This is a genomic window from Hyphomicrobium sp., from assembly GCF_019744875.1.
Lineage (GTDB): Bacteria > Pseudomonadota > Alphaproteobacteria > Rhizobiales > Hyphomicrobiaceae > Hyphomicrobium_C.
In genome coordinates this window covers 156248-175355 of record NZ_JAIETU010000005.1, presented here as the reverse complement: position 1 = coordinate 175355, position 19108 = coordinate 156248, and the positions used below count along the sequence as shown (strand labels likewise).

The 19108-nt window shown below is 66.5% G+C and carries 17 protein-coding genes; 14 read left to right on the top strand and 3 right to left on the bottom strand.

What is annotated here, in order from left to right:
* The first annotated feature begins 68 nt into the window (after positions 1–68).
* From K2Y42_RS10915 to K2Y42_RS10905, 3 genes are read left to right on the top strand one after another with little or no spacing between them, the layout of a single operon-like run.
* On the top strand, positions 69–1016 hold the full coding sequence (locus K2Y42_RS10915; RefSeq protein WP_291152232.1) for an alpha-E domain-containing protein: 948 nt from the start codon (positions 69–71) through the stop codon (positions 1014–1016).
* A 7-nt stretch (positions 1017–1023) separates the two neighbouring features.
* Positions 1024–1851, top strand: coding sequence for a transglutaminase family protein (locus K2Y42_RS10910; protein ID WP_291152229.1), 828 nt, complete (start codon positions 1024–1026; stop codon positions 1849–1851).
* A 23-nt stretch (positions 1852–1874) separates the two neighbouring features.
* Positions 1875–2606, top strand: a complete 732-nt coding sequence (locus K2Y42_RS10905) for a proteasome-type protease (RefSeq protein WP_291152227.1) — start codon at positions 1875–1877, stop codon at positions 2604–2606.
* 7 nt (positions 2607–2613) lie between these two features.
* Here the strand turns inward: K2Y42_RS10905 and K2Y42_RS10900 are convergent, their stop codons facing one another.
* The gene (locus K2Y42_RS10900) at positions 2614–3483 is read right to left on the bottom strand and encodes a hypothetical protein (protein ID WP_291152225.1); all 870 of its coding nucleotides are present in this window, start codon (positions 3481–3483) and stop codon (positions 2614–2616) included.
* A gap of 102 nt (positions 3484–3585) precedes the next feature.
* Between K2Y42_RS10900 and aroA the strand changes: the two genes are divergently transcribed.
* The 11 genes from aroA (at position 3586) to K2Y42_RS10845 (ending at position 14983) form a co-directional block, all read left to right on the top strand.
* Positions 3586–4920, top strand: a complete 1335-nt coding sequence (gene aroA / locus K2Y42_RS10895; RefSeq protein WP_291152223.1) for a 3-phosphoshikimate 1-carboxyvinyltransferase — start codon at positions 3586–3588, stop codon at positions 4918–4920.
* Positions 4917–5543: a (d)CMP kinase gene (gene cmk, locus K2Y42_RS10890; protein ID WP_291152221.1), complete on the top strand. Its 627-nt coding sequence runs from the start codon at positions 4917–4919 to the stop codon at positions 5541–5543. Before aroA ends, cmk begins: the two co-directional genes overlap by 4 nt.
* Before the next feature lie 227 nt (positions 5544–5770).
* Positions 5771–7501: a 30S ribosomal protein S1 gene (rpsA, locus tag K2Y42_RS10885; protein ID WP_291152219.1), complete on the top strand. Its 1731-nt coding sequence runs from the start codon at positions 5771–5773 to the stop codon at positions 7499–7501.
* Positions 7502–7665: 164 nt separating this feature from the next.
* Positions 7666–8637, top strand: coding sequence for a signal peptide peptidase SppA (sppA, locus tag K2Y42_RS10880; RefSeq protein ID WP_291152217.1), 972 nt, complete (start codon positions 7666–7668; stop codon positions 8635–8637).
* 33 nt (positions 8638–8670) lie between these two features.
* Entirely contained in the window at positions 8671–8955 is a 285-nt protein-coding gene (ihfB, locus tag K2Y42_RS10875; RefSeq protein WP_291152215.1) for an integration host factor subunit beta, read from the top strand.
* 109 nt (positions 8956–9064) lie between these two features.
* Positions 9065–9427 (top strand): hypothetical protein, encoded by a 363-nt coding sequence (locus K2Y42_RS10870; RefSeq protein ID WP_291152213.1) that lies wholly within the window; start codon positions 9065–9067, stop codon positions 9425–9427.
* Positions 9428–9514: 87 nt separating this feature from the next.
* Positions 9515–10177: a phosphoribosylanthranilate isomerase gene (locus K2Y42_RS10865; protein ID WP_291152211.1), complete on the top strand. Its 663-nt coding sequence runs from the start codon at positions 9515–9517 to the stop codon at positions 10175–10177.
* A 55-nt stretch (positions 10178–10232) separates the two neighbouring features.
* A complete protein-coding gene (gene trpB, locus K2Y42_RS10860) occupies positions 10233–11504 on the top strand; it encodes a tryptophan synthase subunit beta (RefSeq protein WP_291152209.1) in 1272 nt (423 codons plus the stop codon).
* Positions 11501–12331 carry a tryptophan synthase subunit alpha gene (trpA, locus tag K2Y42_RS10855; protein ID WP_291152207.1) on the top strand — a complete coding sequence of 277 codons (831 nt, stop codon included), beginning with the start codon at positions 11501–11503 and terminating at the stop codon, positions 12329–12331. The genes trpB and trpA overlap by 4 nt, the downstream gene beginning before the upstream one ends.
* A 159-nt stretch (positions 12332–12490) precedes the next feature.
* A complete protein-coding gene (accD, locus tag K2Y42_RS10850; RefSeq protein ID WP_291152204.1) occupies positions 12491–13558 on the top strand; it encodes an acetyl-CoA carboxylase, carboxyltransferase subunit beta in 1068 nt (355 codons plus the stop codon).
* Positions 13559–13651: 93 nt separating this feature from the next.
* Complete coding sequence (locus tag K2Y42_RS10845; RefSeq protein ID WP_291154017.1) at positions 13652–14983, top strand: folylpolyglutamate synthase/dihydrofolate synthase family protein; 1332 nt, start codon at positions 13652–13654, stop codon at positions 14981–14983.
* An 84-nt stretch (positions 14984–15067) separates the two neighbouring features.
* Here the strand turns inward: K2Y42_RS10845 and trxA are convergent, their stop codons facing one another.
* Complete coding sequence (trxA, locus tag K2Y42_RS10840) at positions 15068–15409, bottom strand: thioredoxin (protein WP_291152202.1); 342 nt, start codon at positions 15407–15409, stop codon at positions 15068–15070.
* A gap of 115 nt (positions 15410–15524) precedes the next feature.
* Complete coding sequence (gene addA / locus K2Y42_RS10835) at positions 15525–19106, bottom strand: double-strand break repair helicase AddA (RefSeq protein WP_291152200.1); 3582 nt, start codon at positions 19104–19106, stop codon at positions 15525–15527.
* Between the last annotated feature and the right edge of the window lie 2 nt (positions 19107–19108).

Below are 19108 nucleotides of genomic sequence, written 5' to 3'. Positions count from 1 at the left end.
CTCTTCAGAACTAACGGCTTTCGCAAGCTGAACAATAAAACGCCGATAGAACGGGTCGCACGAACACCATGCTAGGGCGAACGGCAAACGATCTCTTCTGGTTGTCACGCTACATCGAGCGCGCCGAAAACATGGCGCGCCTGATCGAGGCGGGCTATCGCATCGCGCTCCTGCCGCGCGCCGACGGCGACAACAACGAAGAATGGGCGTCGACGCTCAAAAGCGCGGGATGCGCCGATCAATACTATGCCAAGCACGGCACGCTCTCGACCAAGCACGTGGTCGATTTCCTGCTGTTCGACGCGACCAATTCCTCAAGCATTCACGCGTGCCTCGCCACGGCGCGGCGCAATGCGCGCGCCCAGCGCACCGCGCTCACGCGCGAGATGTGGGAATCCCTGAACGGGTCGTGGTTGGAGTTCCAGCAGATCAAGCCGGACTCGCTCAGGCCCGACGCGCTGCCGCGCATCCTCGACTGGATCAAGGAACGCTCGGCCGGGTATCGGGGCGCGCTCCTGAACACGATCCTGCGCAACGACACGTTCTATTTCAGCCAGCTCGGTACGTTTCTCGAGCGCGCTGACAACACGGCGCGCATTCTCGACGTGAAGTATTACGTGCTGCTGCCTTCGACGAGCATGATCGGCAGCAGCGTCGACAATGTCCAGTGGGAGGCGATCCTGCGGTCCGTCTCCGCTCATCGCAGCTACCGCTGGGTCTACAAGGACAGCTACCGGTCGTGGCGGATCGCCGACTATCTGATCCTGAACCACGCCATGCCGCGCTCGCTGCATGCCTGCTACAGCGAAATCGATTCCGCGCTCGACGGCCTGTCCGAAGTCTACGGCGAGGCGAAGCCCTGCCTCGCCACTGCGAAATCAATCCGAAAGATGCTCGACCAGGGGCACATCGACACGATTTTCCAATCCGGGCTTCACGAATTCCTGCTCGACTTCATCGCGCGGAACAATCGCGTGGCTCACGAGATTTCTGAGGCCTACCACTTTACCTCCTGAGGGGCGGATGCTGATCGAAATTCGCCATGTGACGACCTACACCTACAGTACGCCAGCGCGGTACTCGATCCAGAGTCTGCGGCTGACGCCGCCGTCCTACGACGGCCAGGAGGTCGTCAATTGGACCATCACGGCACCGGGTTTCGACAAGCGCATTGAGTATCGCGACGGGCTCGGCAATCTCGTGCACCTCACGGCCCTGAGCGCAGCCCACGACGGCATGACGCTGGAAGCGCACGGCGTGGTCGAGACGGAGGACCGGTGCGGGATCGTGCGCGGGTTGAACGAGATGGCGCCGCGGCGCGTGTTCCTGCGGGAGTCGCCCAAGACCGCGCCCGATAAGGCGATCCGGGCGCTCGCACATACGGTGAGCAACGGGCGCGTGCCGGCGGATTCGCTCGATTGCCTGCACGCCATCATGCGCGTGGTGCAGAACGCCATTTCGTATGAGATCGGCTCGACGCACGAGCACACAACGGCTGCGGAGGCGCTGGCGTCGGGCAAGGGCGTCTGCCAGGACCACGCGCACCTCTTCATCTCCGTGGCGCGGGTGATCGGCATTCCGGCCCGCTACGTCAACGGCTACTTCCTTTCCGGCACCCTGGCGCCCTCGGAAGCCCATCACGCCTGGGCGGAAGCGTGGGTCGACGGGCTGGGCTGGGTCGGGTTCGACCCCGCCAACGGCATGTGCCCAACGGAGCGCTATGTGCGGCTCGCCTGCGGCTTCGATGCCGCCTCGGCCTCCCCCATCCGCGGCACCCAGAAGGGTGGCCTGCACGAGACCCTTGACGTCCGGGTCGAAGTTGATCAGCAAGGCGGTCAACAACAGCAATAAATCGCCATGGAAGGATCCGCGCGATGACATATTGCGTCGCGATGAGACTGGACCGCGGCCTGGTGTTCGCCGCAGACACGCGCACCAACGCCGGCGTCGACAACGTGGCCCAGTACCGGAAGCTTCACTACTGGCGCCAGCCCGGCGAGCGCGTGATCGTGCTGCTCTCGGCCGGCAACCTCGCCGTCACGCAGTCCGTGGTCAGCAATCTCAACGAACAACTGGCCGATCCCAATCCGCCGGGCGCGACGCTGTTTACCGTGCCATCGATGTACCGGGCGGCGCGGCTCGTGGGCGATGCCGTGCGCGACGTTCGCCGCCAGGACGGGGCGGCGCTGGAAATGAGCAAGGGCGGCTTTTCCGCCTCGTTCCTGCTCGGCGGTCAGATCGCGAACGAGCGCCCGCGTCTCTACCAGATCTATGCGGAAGGCAACTTTATCGAAGCGACCGACGACACGCCGTTCCTGCAGATCGGCGAGCACAAGTACGGCAAGCCAATTCTTGATCGCGTGGCGCGCCCCGAGATGAGCCTGGGCGAAGCCGCGAAACTGATCCTGCTTTCGTTCGACTCCACGCTGCGCTCCAATCTCTCGGTAGGCATGCCGATCGACATCCTGCTCTACGAGCGCGACAGCCTGGACCTCAATCGCGAGGCGCGCATCGGGCTCGACGACCCATATTTCAAGCAGCTTTCCGCGTCGTGGTCGGATGCGCTGCGGACCGCTTTCGCCAGCATCGACGAGTTCAAGATCTAGCGTCGCCTCATGATACGAGGCGGCGGTAGCTGTCGCGCGCGGCGGCGAACACGCGCCAGTACATCACCGTGACGTCGAAAATCGCAAACGCGCGCGCCATGATGAACGACGCGGCGACGAGGGCGCCGGGGCTCATCATGTCGCGGCTCACGAGCAAAGCGCTGAGCCCCAGGCCGCTCATCTGAAGCGCCACGCGCAGGCCACGCCCGACGGCGGCGAAGGTCATGGCGCTTTCGGCGACATCGAGCTTCTGGCGAAAGTAGGCGCGGGACATCCCGCACCAGTCCGATGCGTTCACGGCGCCACCCGCATCGGCGCGCGAGCGCACGCGGCTGTGGCGCGCGAGACGGCGGCGGAGTGCTGCGGCCGTTGCATCCTGGCCGCCCCGGCCGGCCCGTTCAGAGGCGACCGCCAGCGCCGCCTGCACGACGAGTGCGGCAGCGAGGAAGAGCCCGAGTGCGGGATGGAGGATCGCGCTCGCGACCAGGCAGGCGGGCAGCCACACGGCGTCTAGGAATGCGGCCGGGCCGGCACTGCTGGCAAAGCGCGCGATGCGTTCGAGGTCGGTGATGATCTCCCGGCCCTTTGCCTCGCTAACAGAGTGCATCACGCGCGACATGCGGTCATCCAGGCCCTCGACGAACGCGAGGCCGGCGCGGCAAAGGATGCGCGAGCGCGCAGCATCCAGGCAGACGAACGCCAAAAGCAGGCCCGCAACCAACCCCGTCGCTCCCGCGAGCGAGGCGGCCGCCTCCGTCGTCAGCACCTTGTCGTAGAGCCTGAGCATCGAAAACGAGGCGGCGAGTTGTAGCGCCGCCAATAGCGCGGAGATGGCCAGGAGGCCGACCGAAACCGGCGTCCGTGCCGTTGACAGCACCCGGCTCCGGCGGCTCTATGCCGTGGCTTTCCAAGGCGGCCGGACATTCTTCAGATATCCGTGATCGCCTCTCCTCCGCTCAAAGATCAGGCTCCCGCACCCGTGACCCACGCCGGCCCCTTTCCGCTATCCGCCCTCAAATCCGGCCCGCTCAGCGGCCGTTTTCGCGTGCCCGGAGATAAGTCCATTTCCCACCGCGCGCTCATGCTGGGTGCGCTGGCAACCGGCACGACGCGTATTCGCGGCCTTCTGGAATCCGAGGACGTTCTGAACACGGCGCAGGCCGTGACGGCGCTCGGCGCGCCGGCTGGCAAAACGGGCGACGTCTGGGAGGTGCGCGGCCGCGGCACGGGCGGCCTCGCGCAGCCCGCAGGCCCGCTCGATTTCGGCAACGCCGGCACCGGCTCGCGCCTCATGATGGGCGTGGTCGCGCCCCACGACATCGCGGTGACGATGGTCGGCGACGCCTCGCTTTCGAAACGCCCGATGGGCCGCATTCTCGGTCCGCTGAAGCAGATGGGCGTGGAGGTCGACGAAGACCGTGACCGCCTTCCGCTGACCGTGCGCGGCTCGTCCCGCCTCGTGCCGATCGTCTATGAGCTGCCCGTGCCCTCGGCACAGGTCAAAAGCGCGGTCCTGCTGGCCGGCCTCGGAACGGCGGGCGAAACCACCGTGATTGAGCGCGAGCCGACCCGCGACCACACCGAGCGCATGTTGAGGCACTTCGGCGCCGAGGTGACGTGCGTTGCCGACGGCGAGACCACGCGCATCACGATCAAGGGCCAGCCCGAGCTTGTGGGCCGCGACGTCACCGTGCCCGCCGACCCGTCCTCGGCCGCCTTCCTGATCGCCGCCGCGCTGATCGTCCCCGGGTCCGACGTGACGATCGAGGGCGTGCTGATCAACCCCACGCGCACGGGGCTTTACACCACGCTCAAGGAAATGGGCGCCGACATCACCTTCCTCGACGAGCGCGAGGAAGGCGGCGAGCCGGTGGCCGACATCCGCGCGCGCCATTCGAGCCTGACGGGCGTCGACGTCCCGGCGGCCCGCGCGCCCTCCATGATCGACGAATACCCGATGCTGGCTGTGGTCGCCGCCTTCGCCAACGGCGTCACGCGCATGAACGGCCTGGCGGAGCTGAAGGTGAAGGAAAGCGACCGGCTGGCCGCGACCGCCGACGGCCTTGCGGCCAACGGCGTCCGGGCCGAAGCCGTGGGCGACACGCTGACCGTCCCCGGCACCGGCGCAGTGTCCGGCGGTGGCACGGTCGCGACGCATCTCGATCACCGCATTGCCATGGCCTTCCTGGTCATGGGCCTGGCGAGCGAGCAGCCCGTGAAGGTCGACGACACGGCCATGATCGCCACCAGCTTCCCCGAGTTCCGCACCCTCATGGAACGCCTCGGCGCCCGGTTTGGCGAGGGCGAGGCATGATCATCGCCATCGACGGACCGGCGGCGTCGGGCAAGGGTACGCTGGCCAAGCGCCTCGCGGCACACCTCGGGTTTCATTGCCTGGACACCGGGCTGCTCTACCGCGCGGTCGCGCGCGACGTGGCGCGCAACGGCTTCCGGCTTGAGGATGCCTGGGCGGCCGTGGTCGCCGCCCGCGGGCTCGATCCGTGTGAGCTGGAGGACGCCGACCTGCGCGGCACCGCCGCCGGCGATGCCGCGTCGATCGTCGCCCGCATCCCCGAAGTTCGCGCCGCGCTGTTGGAATATCAGCGAAATTTCGCCCGCCGCCCGCCCGGCGCCGTGCTCGATGGGCGCGATATCGGCACCGTCGTCTGCCCGGACGCGAACGTGAAGATCTTCGTCACCGCAACCCCGGAAATCCGCGCCAGCCGGCGGTTCGCCGAGTTCGAGGCCAGGGGGGATGCCGTTGCCTATGAAACTGTTCTGGCGGACATCCTGGCCCGCGACGCCCGCGACACCGGCCGCACCAGCGCGCCCATGATGCTGGCGGCAGATGCGGAGTTGCTTGACACCAGCAACTTGAGTATAGAAGCCGCATTCGACGCCGCTGTCGGATTGATCAAGAGGAAGATCAGCCACTAGGGACGTTTGCATGGCAAGCGTCTCAAATTTCACTGGCGGGCTTGAGGCCCATCACGGCGGCGCTGAGACCAAGATCACCAAAGACGTGCCGGGAGACACCGTCCGTGCGTGCTCATGCATGCGCCGCCGGGCTTTCGGCCTCACCTAATCCGCGCCGCTGCAGCCCGTTCAACGATGGGCTACGGCGGTTAAATCCCATTCATATCAACACACCACCAGGAGTTTGAATGTCCGCTGATTTGAGCAAAGACTATTCGCCGTCGCGCGATGAGTTCGCAGCGATGCTCGCTGATAGCCTCGCCAAGGACGATCTTTTTGAAGGCAGCGTCGTCAAGGGCAAGGTCGTCGGCATCGAGAAGGACCTCGCGGTCATCGACGTCGGCCTGAAGATGGAAGGCCGCGTACCGGTCAAGGAATTCGGCATCGGCGGCCAGCCGGGCAACATCAAGGTCGGCGACGTCGTCGAAGTCTACCTTGAGCGCATCGAGAACGCGCTGGGTGAAGCTGTGCTGTCGCGCGACAAGGCTCGCCGCGAGGAAAGCTGGACCCGCCTCGAGAAGCTCTCCGAGAAGGGCGAGAAGGTCACGGGCGTGATCTTCAACAAGGTCAAGGGCGGCTTCACGGTCGACCTCGACGGCGCCGTGGCGTTCCTGCCGGGCTCGCAGGTCGACATCCGCCCCGTGCGCGACATCGGCCCGCTGATGCACCAGCCGCAGCAGTTCCAGATCCTCAAGATGGATCGCCGTCGCGGCAACATCGTCGTCTCGCGCCGCTCCGTTCTTGAAGAGACCCGCGCCGAGCAGCGCGCCGACATCGTCGCCCGTCTCGCCGAAGGCCAGATCATCGACGGCCTCGTCAAGAATATCACCGACTACGGTGCGTTCATCGACCTCGGCGGCATCGACGGCCTGCTGCACGTGACCGACATGGCCTGGCGCCGCGTCAACCATCCGTCCGAGATCCTGAACGTCGGCGACACGGTGAAGGTGCAGATCATCCGCATCAACCCCGAGACGCAGCGCATCAGCCTCGGCATGAAGCAGCTCCAGTCCGACCCGTGGTCGGCGATCGAGGCCAAGTACCCGATCGGCGCGCGCTTCTCCGGCACCGTCACGAACATCGCCGACTACGGCGCGTTCGTGGAGCTGGAGCCGGGCGTCGAAGGCCTCATCCACGTCTCCGAAATGAGCTGGACCAAGAAGAACGTCCACCCCGGCAAGATCGTCTCGACCAGCCAGCAGGTCGAAGTGCAGATCCTCGAGGTCGACCCCGCCAAGCGCCGCATTTCGCTCGGCCTCAAGCAGACCCAGGACAACCCCTGGGATGCGTTCCTGGCTCAGCATCCGAAGGGCACCGTTGTCGAAGGTCCGATCCGCAACATCACGGAGTTCGGTCTCTTCATCGGTCTCGACGGCGGCGTGGACGGCATGGTCCACCTCTCCGATCTCGACTGGCAGAAGGCCGGCGACGAAGTCATCAAGGACTACAAGAAGGGCGACACCGTCAAAGCGATCGTCCTCGACGTCGACAGCTCGAAGGAGCGCATCTCGCTCGGCATCAAGCAGCTCGGCGGCGATCCGGCGGACGCTCTTGCCAAGTACAAGAAGGGCGACCAGGTCACGTGTGAAGTCATCCAGGTGCAGGAGAACGGCATCGAAGTGAAGATCGCCGACAGCGATCTCACCACGTTCATCAAGCGCTCGGACCTCTCGCGCGACCGTTCGGAGCAGCGCTCGGAACGCTTCACCGTCGGCCAGAAGGTCGATGGCGCAGTGCTCACGGTCGACAAGGCCGCACGCCGCATCACGGTCTCGATCAAGGCGCTCGAAATCGCCGAAGAGAAGCAGGCTGTGGCGCAGTACGGTTCGTCGGACTCGGGCGCTTCGCTCGGCGACATCTTCAAGGCCGCCATCAAGAAGCGCGATGCGGATGCCGATTCCGACTCAGACGAGGAGTAGGCGGCTCAAAGCTGCCTGACTTGAAGTTTACCAAGATGCGCGGGACGAAAGTCCCGCGCATTTCCATTTTCCGGCCGACTTCTGGCCGCGGCAAGCGAAGCGCCATTGCGCGAGATGGCGGGGTTACCTAATTTGCGGGCTTGAACCCGGGAGTGCACTGAGACATGTCGCTTGAACTCGAAGCCGTCCTCGATCGTCGCCGGATGCGCAGGCGCATTTCGTTCTGGCGCAGCGCCGCCGTGCTCTTCATCGGCCTCCTCCTCGGCGCGATGGTCTTCGGCAGCTCGGACTTGTCCACGCTGGCCGGCACCAAGCAGATCGCCCGCGTCGCCATCGAAGGCACCATCACCGACGACCGCGATCAGATCGCGATGCTGAAGAAGATCAAGGACGCCAGCCACGTCGAGGCCCTGATTGTCTTCGTGAACAGCCCCGGCGGCACCACGACCGGCGGCGAAAGCCTGTATCTGGCGCTGCGCGACGTGGCGCAGACGAAGCCCGTGGTCGCCCAGTTCGGCACCATTGCCGCGTCTGCCGGCTACATCGTCGGCCTCGGCACGGACCACATCGTCACTCGGGGCAATACGATCACCGGCTCGGTGGGCGTCCTCGCCCAGTGGCCCGAGGTGAGCGAGCTGCTGGCCAAGCTCGGCGTCAAGTTCAACGAGGTTAAGAGCGGCGATCTCAAAGCCGCCCCGAACCCGTTCGAACCCGCCACCGAAGGCGCCAAGCGCGTCATGCAGGACACGATCGACGACGGCTTCCGCTGGTTCCTGTCCCTGGTCCAGGAGCGTCGCGGCATCGACCCGGCAACGGTCGACGGCCTGATGCAGGGGCGCATCTTCTCGGGCCGCCAGGCCCTCGAACGCAAGCTTGTGGACGAGATCGGCGGCGAGACGGAAGCCGTCCGCTGGCTGGAAACCACGCGCGGCATCTCCAAGGACCTGAAAGTGGTGAACTGGAAGCCGACGGCCGAGGGCACCTGGGGCGGAGTGACCGGAGCGGCCACCTCGGCGGCCGGCGCCCTGGCGCTCGGCGCGATCGCTCGGACGGCCGAACTCGTAACCCTGTCTCCATCCGTTGGCAGACTCGGGCTTGACGGCCTCGTTTCCGTTTGGCAACCTCCGGAAAATTGAAGAATAACAATACTTTTCCGGGAGGTTCGTACCTTGATCAAATCTGAGCTGATCCAGAAGATCGCGGCGTCGAACCCGCACCTCTACCATCGCGACGTCGAGCGCATCGTCAACGTCGTGTTCGACGAGATTGTCGACGCGCTGGCGCAAGGCGATCGCGTCGAGCTGCGCGGCTTCGGGGCCTTCACCGTCAAGCACCGCGCCGCCCGTCAGGGCCGCAACCCGCGCACCGGCGATCCGGTGCCGGTGGCGGAAAAATTTGTCCCGTTCTTCAAGACGGGCAAGGAGCTGCGCGACCGGCTCAACACCAACGACTGAGCTGCGTTGCGGTTTTGTCGGCGGCGAGCCGAGGCAGCATGACCGGCGCAGAGCCGGTTGAGAGGCCAACGCAGTATGACCGGCGTAAAGCCGGTCGAGAGGAGAGTGCGTGCTCAAACGGATCATTTGGCTGTTGATCGCTTTTCCCGCCGCCGCGCTGCTGGTGACTCTCGCGGTTGCCAATCGCCATTCCGTTCGCCTGGTGCTGGATCCCTTCCGTCCTGAGACGCCCGTCATCTCCGTCGTGATGCCGTTCTACGGTTTTCTCTTTGCAGCCCTTCTGGTTGGCGTTCTTCTCGGCGGCGCGGCCGTCTGGCTCACGCAGGCCCGATGGCGCCGCACAGCGCGCGTGCGCACGAGCGAGGCCAAGCGCTGGCAGATGGAGTCCGACAGGCTGATGCGCGAACGCGATGCCGACGTCGCAGCCCGCGCCAAGGCCATCGCGCCGCCCGACAAGCGCAACGCGGCGTAACGCATCCCACTTGATCTTGCGAAGCTCGGGCGCAGTGTCCGTTCGGGCCGCGACAGCGAAAAAACCGCTGCGACAGCGATTGAAACCATGACCACGCGCGTGAAAATCTGCGGATTGCGCACCGAGGCCGCGCTCGACGCCGCACTCGATGCGGGTGCCGATCTGGTCGGCTTCGTGCTGTATCCACGCAGTCCCCGAAACGTGAGCGTCGAGCAGGCGGCCGCGCTGGTGAGCCGCGCCCACCAGCGTGGGCACTCAGGTACGGTCACGCTGCTCGTTGACCCGGACGATGCGCTCGTGGACCGCGTGGTCGAGGACGTGAAACCGGATGTCATTCAGCTCCACGGCTCCGAGACCATCGCGCGTGTGAACGAGATCCGCGCGCGAAGCCGGACATGCGTTTTGAAGGCCGTAGCGGTGGCGACGCCCGCCGATGTCGGGGCAGCGTTCGACTACGCGTCTTCCGGACAAATCATGCTGCTGTTCGACGCTAAGCCGCCCGCCGATCCATCTGCGCTCCCCGGTGGCAACGGCCTCGCCTTCGACTGGCGCATTTTGGAAGGCGTCGCGGACCGTGGGCCATTCGTGCTTGCGGGCGGCCTGACACCCGAGAACGTGGCCGCGGCCATCTCCCTGACGAGCGCCGCCGTTGTCGACGTCTCATCGGGCGTCGAAAGCAGCCCCGGAGAAAAAGACCCCGAGCTGATCCGCCGCTTCCTTCGCGCCGCAAAGGCCGCTAATCAAGCGTGAAAACATCGGGCTGCGGGTCGTTCCCGCGGGGCCCGAACCGAAAGGACAAAGGCCGATGGCCTCGAAAGACCAGAAGACCACGGAAGCGAAGGCGAACTCGCTGCGCGCAGGCCCGGACGATACCGGCTTTTTCGGCATGTTCGGCGGCCGCTTCGTGGCCGAAACGCTGATGCCGCTGATCCTCGATCTCGAGACGGCCTACACCACGGCCAAGAACGACCCCGCCTTTCAGGCCGACCTGAAGGATCTCCTGCTCCATTACGGCGGCCGTCCGAGCCCGCTCTATTTCGCCGAGCGCTTGACCGAGCACTACCGTGCGGAAGCCAAGAAGGCGGGCAAGCCGGGCGGGGCAAAAATCTACTTCAAGCGCGACGAGCTCAATCACACCGGCAGCCACAAGATCAACAACTGCCTGGGCCAGATCCAGCTCGCGCGCCGCATGGGCAAGACGCGCATCATCGCTGAAACCGGCGCCGGCCAGCACGGCGTTGCCGTGGCCACGGTCTGCGCCCGCTTCGGCCTGCCGTGCGAGATCTACATGGGCGCGACCGACGTCGCCCGTCAGTCTCCGAACGTCGCGCGCATGCACATGCTCGGCGCGAAGGTCAATCCCGTCACGTCCGGCGCGGGTACTCTGAAGGACGCGATGAACGAGGCGCTGCGCGATTGGGTCACCAACGTGCGCGACACCTACTATCTGATCGGCACGGCGGCGGGCCCTCATCCCTATCCGGCCATGGTGCGCGACTTCCAGGCCATCATCGGCGAGGAGACGCGCGCCCAGATGCTGGAGCGCGAAGGGCGTCTCCCCGATACGCTCGTAGCCTGCATCGGCGGCGGCTCGAACGCCATCGGGCTGTTCCACCCGTTCCTCGATGACGAGAGCGTCAAGATCTACGGCGTCGAAGCAGGCGGACACGGGCTCGACGTCGAGAACGGCCACGCCGCCTCGATGAACGGCGGCCGTCCCGGCGTGCTGCACGGCAATCGCACGTATTTGCTGCAGGACAAGGAAGGCCAGATCCTCGAAGGCCATTCCATCTCGGCCGGTCTCGATTATCCGGGCGTCGGCCCCGAGCATTCGTGGCTGCGTGACTCGGGTCGCGTGAACTACGTGTCGATCACGGATCAGGAAGCGCTGACGGCGTTCCAGCTTTCGGCGAAGCTCGAGGGCATCATCCCCGCGCTCGAGCCGTCGCACGCGCTGGGCTGGGTCACGAAGCTCGCGCCCACGCTCCCCGAGGACAATCTGCTGGTGATGAACATGTGCGGCCGTGGCGACAAGGATGTCTTCGCCGTCGCGGGCTATCTGGGGATCAAGCTTTGACCAAGACAATCGAAACGCGCATTGACCGGCGCTTCGCGGCGCTGAAGGCGCAAGGCCGCGCCGGTCTCGTAACCTTCGTCACGGCGGGCGATCCCGACCTCGAAACCTCAAAGGCGATCCTCGCCGGATTGCCGAAGGCGGGCGCGGATGTCATCGAGCTCGGCATGCCGTTCTCCGATCCGATGGCCGACGGCCCCGCGATCCAGGCGTCGTCGCTGCGCGCGCTGAAGGCCGGCCACACCATGCGCGACACGCTCGACATGGTGCGGGAGTTCCGCAAGACCGATAACGAAACGCCCATCGTTCTGATGGGCTACTACAATCCGATCTACGTCTACCCGGCCGAGAAATTCCTCGATGACGCCGCCTCAGCCGGCGTCGACGGGTTGATTGTTGTGGATGTTCCCCCCGAAGCCGACGACGAGCTGTGCCTGCCCGCCGTCGAGCGCGGGCTCAACTTCGTCCGCCTCGCCACGCCCACGACCGACGATAAGCGTTTGAAGACCGTGCTGAAAAACACCTCCGGTTTTCTTTACTATGTTTCGATCACCGGCATCACGGGCTCTGGCTCCGCCGATCCCGCCGACGTACAACTGCAAGTGGCGCGCCTGAAACGCGCGACAACTCTTCCCGTCGCCGTCGGATTTGGCGTAAGAACGCCGGATCAGGCGCGGGCCATCGCCGAAGGCGCGGACGCCGTCGTTGTCGGATCTGCCCTGGTGCGGTCCATCGAGGACAGCCTAACGCAGGATGGCCGCGCGACTGGAAATACGGCCGCGTCCGTCCTAAGTTTGGTCGAAGGTTTGAGCGCGGCGTTGCGCGCCTGATCGACCGGCTGCCGGGCGCGCGCTGATGGGTCGTCCGCTTGCGATAGCGATACGGATTTTTCTAGGGTGTCCCACGATCGGCGGTGCCCCAGGATCGGCAATGCTCACAAGGCACGCCGGCAAGGCACTGATGAACGGGTTTTCGAGGAGCAGTGAAGCGTGAACTGGATCAATAGCGTCGTACGGCCCAAGATCCGCAGCTTCCTGACGACGAAGCGCGAAGTGCCGGAAAACCTCTGGGTCAAGTGCCCGGAGACCGGCCAGATGGTCTTCTACAAAGACCTCGAGGCCAACCAGTTCGTCGTCCCCGGATCCAACTATCACATGAAGATGGGCTCGCGCGCCCGTCTCACCAGCCTCTTCGACGGCGGCACCTTCGAGCAGGTGTCGGTCCTCACCGTGGCGCAGGATCCGCTGCGCTTCCGCGACGGCCGCCGCTATACCGACCGCCTCAAGGATGCGCGCACCAAGACGGGCATGGAAGATGCTCTGCTCGTCGGCGAAGGCACGCTGGATGGCCGCCGCGTGGTGGCTGCAGCGCAGGACTTCGAATTCATGGGCGGCTCGCTGGGCATGGCGGCAGGCGAAGCCATCATCGCCGGCATGCTGCGCGCGGTGGCCATCAAGTCGCCGTTTATTCTGTTTGCAGCATCGGGCGGGGCGCGCATGCAGGAGGGCATTCTGTCCCTGATGCAGATGCCGCGGACGACCATTGCGGTCCAGCGCCTGCGCGAAGCCAAGCTGCCCTACATCGTCGTTCTCACCGACCCGACCACGGGCGGCGTCACGGCCTCCTACGCCATGCTCGGCGACGTCCACATCGCAGAGCCTGGCGCGCTCATCTGCTTTGCCGGCCCGCGCGTCATCCAGCAGACCATCCGCGAGCAGCTTCCGGATGGCTTCCAGCGCGCCGAATACCTTCTCAGCCACGGCATGATCGACATGGTCGTGCACCGCCACAAGATGCGCGAGACGCTGAGCCGGATCTGCGGGCTTCTCACGTCGGGCACGGCCACGGCCGACAAGACCAAGGCGCGCCGCGGCAACGGCAAGGCGCAGGCCAATGGCCTCGCCGACGGCAAGCTCATCGAGCAGGCGCCGATCGAGGTCGAACCCGTCGACGATGCGCAGCGGTTCGTCGCCAAGCCGGCCGACGCGTCGACCGAGCGTCAGGGCGATACCTCCGGTACGCGCGCCGGCACCACGGGCAACCCGCCCAAGAACTAATTCCGGCATTCCGTCACGGCGATTTCTGTCGACCTTGGCCTTCGTCTCGCGGATTGTCGCGGAGGCTGACGAGGCGCAGAGGAGGGGCTCAACATTTTGACCAGCGAACAGCTCCTCGCGGACATGAAGCTTCTGCATCCGAAGCTCATCGACCTGTCGCTCGGCCGCGTCGAGCGGCTGCTGGCCAAGCTCGGCAATCCGCATACCAAGCTGCCGCCCGTGATCCACATCGCCGGCACCAACGGCAAAGGGTCCGTGACGGCCTACCTCAAGGCCATGCTGACGGCAGCCGGCAAGCGCGTGCACGTCTATACCTCGCCCCATCTCGTGCGCTTTCATGAGCGCATCGAGCTGGCCGTGTCTGAGGGCATCACGCGCCCGATTGGCGAAGCGGAGCTGGTGGATGTCCTGTCGCGCACGCTCGCCGTCAACAGCGGCGACGACATCACGCAATTCGAAATCACGACCGCAGCCGCCTTCCTCGCCTTTGCCGAAACGCCCGCCGATGTCGTGCTGCTCGAGGTCGGATTGGGCGGACGCCTCGACGCGACGAACGTCATCGACCGCCCGGCGCTGACCATTCTCACGCCGATCTCGCACGACCACGCCGACAAGCTTGGCAACACCATCGAGGCCATCGCGTTCGAAAAGGCCGGCATCCTGAAGCGCGGCGTGCCCTGCATCGTCTCGCAGCAGGAAGACGCCGCCCACGAGGTGATCGCCCATACGGCCGCGCGCGTCGGCGCCAAGCTCATCGTCTGGGGCCAGGACTTCGACGCCTTCGAGCAGCGCAGTCGCCTCGTCGTGCAGAAAGAAGACCAGCTTCTCGACCTGCCGCTGCCCGCCCTCATCGGTCGCCACCAGATCATCAACGCCGGAACGGCCGTCGCCGCCGCGCTGGAGCTCTCCGACGTCGTCATCGACGAGCAGGCCATCGAGCAGGGCCTCGAGACCGTGCGCTGGCCGGCGCGCATGCAGCGCATCGACAGCGGCCCGCTGCCGTCTCTGCTGCATCCGGGCGCGGAGCTGTGGCTCGACGGCGGGCACAATCCGGCGGCCGGTCAGTTCCTGGCCCAGTCGCTGGCCGACCTCGAGGAACGCTCTCCGAAGCCGCTCTATCTCGTCGTCGGCATGCTGGGGCTCAAGGATGCGGCCGGCTTCCTCGGCTCGTTCCGTGGCCTCGCGCGACACGTCATCGGCGTGCCGATCCCCGGCGCGCACGAAGCCCCGTTCTCGCCTGACGGGGTCGCCCAGGCGGCGCTGTCGGTCTCGCTCAGCGCCGAGGCGGCGTCGTCTGTCGAGGCCGCGCTCCGGCGCATCGACGTGCTGCATCCCGGCCCGAAGCGCATCCTCGTCACCGGCTCGCTTTACCTCGCCGGCCACGTCCTGGCTTTGCAGGAAGGCGTCGAGCCGCAGGCCAATTGAGCCGCACGAGCCGAACCGAACGAGCAAACAAAAAGGGCCCCGCGAGAGGCCCTTTTCGGTTTCAGCAATCTGAGTGCGCGCGACTTACGCCTTGGCGATGCTCTCGCCGATCTGCTGGCCGATCCACTCTTCGAGCTTGCGCTTCTGCACGAGCGCGCCGACGTGCTGGCCGGCCACCTGGCCGTTCTTGAACATGATCAGCGTCGGCATGGCGCGGATGGCATAACGGGTCGTGATACCCGGGCTCTGGTCGACGTCGATCTTGACGACCTTCACCTTGCCCTTCTGCTCGGCCGCAACCTGCTCGAGCGCCGGCGCCATCGCCTTACAGGGACCGCACCACTCAGCAAAGAAATCCACCAGAACGGGTTCGCTCGACTTCAGAACTTCAGCGTCGAACGTTTGATCGTTTACGAGTGCAGTCATGGGTGTCTCCTGTTGCGGCGCAACGGGCGCGGGAGCGCCCGGGGCCTGCGGCCCAAAAGGATCGGGCCTGCGGACCGTGAACGTAAGAATGCCCCCTCAGGTCGTCAAGGCGGACTCACGGTGCCAGAGTGTCCAGCCGCCACAGCTCCTGAGTGGCTGAATCGAGAATTTCTCCTGGAATTTCCATGAGATGAGGCCCCTGCGTCCAGAGCAGGGCAGCTCTGACCGTACGGCCGGGCACGATCTCCTGTACAGCCAACCGGTAGGCGGCAAGCTGATAGAGATAGGCTTGCGATACCCCCGCGAGCGTGCGCGGCGCGGCCGCGTTGGTTTTGTAGTCGACGATCAGCACGGAGGTCTCGAGTACGGCCAGCCGGTCGATCTGCCCCGTGATCCGGAGCGGCGGACCGGCAACGCCATCCGGGCGCGGGATGACGGCCACGATCGGAACCTCCGCCTGGCTCTGCGCACCGAACACCTCGGCAAAGGCCGGATCGCCCAGCACGGCGATGGTCTGCGCCGCAATGCTCGCGCGCGTGGCCTGCGACACACCCTGGCCGTGCGCGGCGAGATAGGCGTCTGCCGCCCGCGGCCACGCATCGCGAGGCACCCCCGGCAGATGCTCCAGCAACGCGTGTGTCAGCGTACCGCGCAGAAAGCGGTTCTGTTCGGATCCGCGCGGGCTGGTGGCGGCGGGCTTGGCCTGACGGTCTTTCGGCGGCGGCGCGGCGAGCGGCTCGCCCTCGTCGTCGGTGTCGTAGGGGGCGAGGCGGGACGGCGCGAGCGGCACGGTGAGCTGCGCCTCGCGCGGCACCGGTGTGGCGGCCCAGGCGGGCAGATCGGCAGCCGCGCGCACGGCGGTCAAGGCGCCCTTTGGCGCCTCTGCACCCGTGAGTTGCGGAGACGCGCGCCGCAGCACCTCGCGGCCCTGATCGTCACGGGTGCGTTCCAGCGTGCCGTCGAGGCCCGCGCGCGCGAGCTCATACCAGCATCCGGCCTCGGGCCCGCGCGGCCCCGCGAACCCCGCGATGTAAAGCCGGTCGCGCGCGCGCGTCATCGCAACGTAGAGCAGCCGGTCGCGCTCCTCGCGTTCGCGCAGGCGCAAGCTGTCGCGCGCGTCGCGGATCTGCGCCAGATCGCTGGTGCCCTTGACCGGCCAAACGAACGGCGGCGGCATGCCGGCCGGACGCTCCATGTCGAGCCGGATCGGCCGCCCGCCCTGGCTCGCCGCCGAGCCCGCGCTGCACGTATCCGGCAGGAACACGATCGGGGCTTCGAGGCCCTTGGCGCCGTGCACGGTCATCACGCGCACCTCGTTGCGGCCGTGCTCCATGTCGCGTTTGATGTCGCGCGTGCCGTCGCGCATGAAGGCGAGGAAGCCCGCCAGCGACGGCGGCGCGCCGTCGTCATAGGTGAGCGCGAGATTGAGGAACTCGTCGAGCGGATCGGCGGCGTCCGGCCCCAGCCGCGCGATCAGCTTGGCGCGCACCCGGTCGCGGTCGAGAAGGTCTGCGAAAAACTCGAACGGCGGGCGGAAGTCCGCCGCCTTGCGCCAGCGCTTGAGCGTTGTGGCCGCCTCGACAAACGCGAGCTCCTGCTCGCCCGCGTCCAGCAGCGCCTTCCAGAGTGTCCGCTTGCGCCGTTGCGTGGGATCGGCGCGGTCGAACGCGAGCGTCGTGAGGTGGGCATCGTCGAGCCCGAAGATCGGGCTCTTCAAAACCTCTGCGAGCGCCAGATCGTCTTCCGGCAATGTCAGGAAATCGCCGAGCGAGAGAAGATCCTGCACCGCGATCTGCTCCGTGAGGCGCATGCGGTCCGCGCCTGCAACCGGAATGCCGCGCGCCTTGAGCGCCTGCACCATGGGCGTCGCGAACGGCTGGCGCTTGCGCACGAGGATCAGCACGTCGCCGGGCTCGATCGCCCGCCCGGTGGAGTCGAGCTTTTCCCCGCTGTCGATCCAGCCCTTGATCGTGTCGGCGATGCGATTGGCGAGGCGCACGTCCGGCGCGTCCGCGGAGGTCTCGTCGAGCGGCGACCACGCGTCCACCGAGGCGACGTCCGCGGGCGGCTCGACCGGCCAGACCTCGACGAGCCCCGCGTGGCCGAGACGCTTGGCGATATGCGGCGCGGGCGCGATGCCGGTCGTACGGAGCGGATTGGCAAACACGCTGTCGACAGCCTCCAACACAGGCGCGACGGTGCGGAACGAAAGTGTAAGTGGGATGCGCCGCCAGGGCTGGCCTGCACTCGCCGCCAAAGCCTCGAACCGGTCGCCCATGCGCGAGAACATTTCCGGCGCCGCACCCTGGAACGAGTAGATCGACTGCTTCTCGTCGCCGACCGCGAACAGCGTGCGCACGACATCTTCGCGCGCGCTATCCCCGGAGAAGAACTCCGTCGCCATGGCCTCCACAACGCGCCATTGCGAGGGGCTCGTATCCTGGCTCTCGTCGACGAGAATGTGATCGAGACCGTTGTCGAGTTTGTAGAGCACCCACGCGGCCTGTTCGCGCGACGAGAGCAGGCCCTTCGTGCGCGCGATGAGATCGTCGAAGTCGAGCGCCGCGCGGCGCACCTTCGCTTCCGTGTAGCGCTGTTGCACGGCATCGGCGAGACGCATCAGCGCCATTGTCGCTTCCACGGCCGCCGCGCCCTGTTGCTCGGCCCAGAGCGAGAGGAAGCGCGACTGCGCGCGCGACAGCATCGCGTCCACTTCGGGATTGCTCGCCTTGAGAGCGTTCGTCAGGAACTTCTCGCGCGGCTCCCCGTCGCTCTTGAGGAACAGGCCCGAGAGCGCGGAGGCGCGCTCGCGGTCGGTCGCGGCGGCCAGGATGTCGGCAACGCGCGCGGCCATGCCCTGGTCGGTCTTGCCGCCGCCCATGAGAACGATGCGCACATGGTCGAGGTCCCGCGGCCCCATGACGGACGCGGCTTCCGCTTCGATTGCGGCGCGCGTGATGTTCGGCCGAACGCCAAAGTGGCGCCGGTAGAGCGCGTCCACGGCGTCGAGGCCATCGGCAGCGCCCGGTGCCGCCGCCGGTAACCTCAGCGCCGCTTCGAGCCAGTCGCGCTCCCGCAACGCATCGCCCAGGATGTCGTCGAAGCGGTCGTCGGCCGCATAGGCGATGGCCGTTTCGAGCGCACGCCCGAGCACGCTCGCGCGCGACCGCGCCGCGTCACCAATGACGTGATCGGTCGCCTCCCGCATCAGCTTGCGCGCCGTATCGTCGTCGAGAATGCTGAAGCCCGGCGTCACGCCCGCTTCGAGCGGAAAGCGCTGTAGCAACCGCTCGGCAAAGGCGTGGATCGTTTGCACGGCAAGGCCGCCCGGCGTTTCGGTGGCGCGCGTGAACAGCGTCCGCGCCAGCGCCGTCTCATCGGTGCTCGGGTCGCGGCCGAGGAACTCACGCAGCACGCGGGCAAGCTCGGCGTCGGGCAACATCACCCACCGGGCGAGGCTGTCGAACACGCGCTTCGACATTTCGGCGGCTGCCGCCTTCGTATAGGTGAGGCAGAGGATACGCTGCGGGGGCGTGTTGGCCAGCAGCAGGCGCAGCACGCGCATCGTAAGCACGTGCGTCTTGCCCGTGCCCGCGTTCGCGCTGACCCACACGGAGGCGGCGGGATCGGCGGCGTCGGCCTGCCGGCGCGTCGTGCGGTCGAGTTCCGTTTGCAGGGATGCCATGCGGTCCGACATGC

Coding starts and splice junctions, on each gene's coding strand:
- addA (WP_291152200.1), bottom strand. CDS start 19,106: ATGTCGGACCGCATGGCATCCCTGCAAACGGAACTCGACCGCACGACG.
- K2Y42_RS10905 (WP_291152227.1), top strand. CDS start 1,875: ATGACATATTGCGTCGCGATGAGACTGGACCGCGGCCTGGTGTTCGCC.
- rpsA (WP_291152219.1), top strand. CDS start 5,771: ATGTCCGCTGATTTGAGCAAAGACTATTCGCCGTCGCGCGATGAGTTC.
- K2Y42_RS10910 (WP_291152229.1), top strand. CDS start 1,024: ATGCTGATCGAAATTCGCCATGTGACGACCTACACCTACAGTACGCCA.
- sppA (WP_291152217.1), top strand. CDS start 7,666: ATGTCGCTTGAACTCGAAGCCGTCCTCGATCGTCGCCGGATGCGCAGG.
- cmk (WP_291152221.1), top strand. CDS start 4,917: ATGATCATCGCCATCGACGGACCGGCGGCGTCGGGCAAGGGTACGCTG.
- trpB (WP_291152209.1), top strand. CDS start 10,233: ATGGCCTCGAAAGACCAGAAGACCACGGAAGCGAAGGCGAACTCGCTG.
- trxA (WP_291152202.1), bottom strand. CDS start 15,409: ATGACTGCACTCGTAAACGATCAAACGTTCGACGCTGAAGTTCTGAAG.
- K2Y42_RS10915 (WP_291152232.1), top strand. CDS start 69: ATGCTAGGGCGAACGGCAAACGATCTCTTCTGGTTGTCACGCTACATC.
- K2Y42_RS10865 (WP_291152211.1), top strand. CDS start 9,515: ATGACCACGCGCGTGAAAATCTGCGGATTGCGCACCGAGGCCGCGCTC.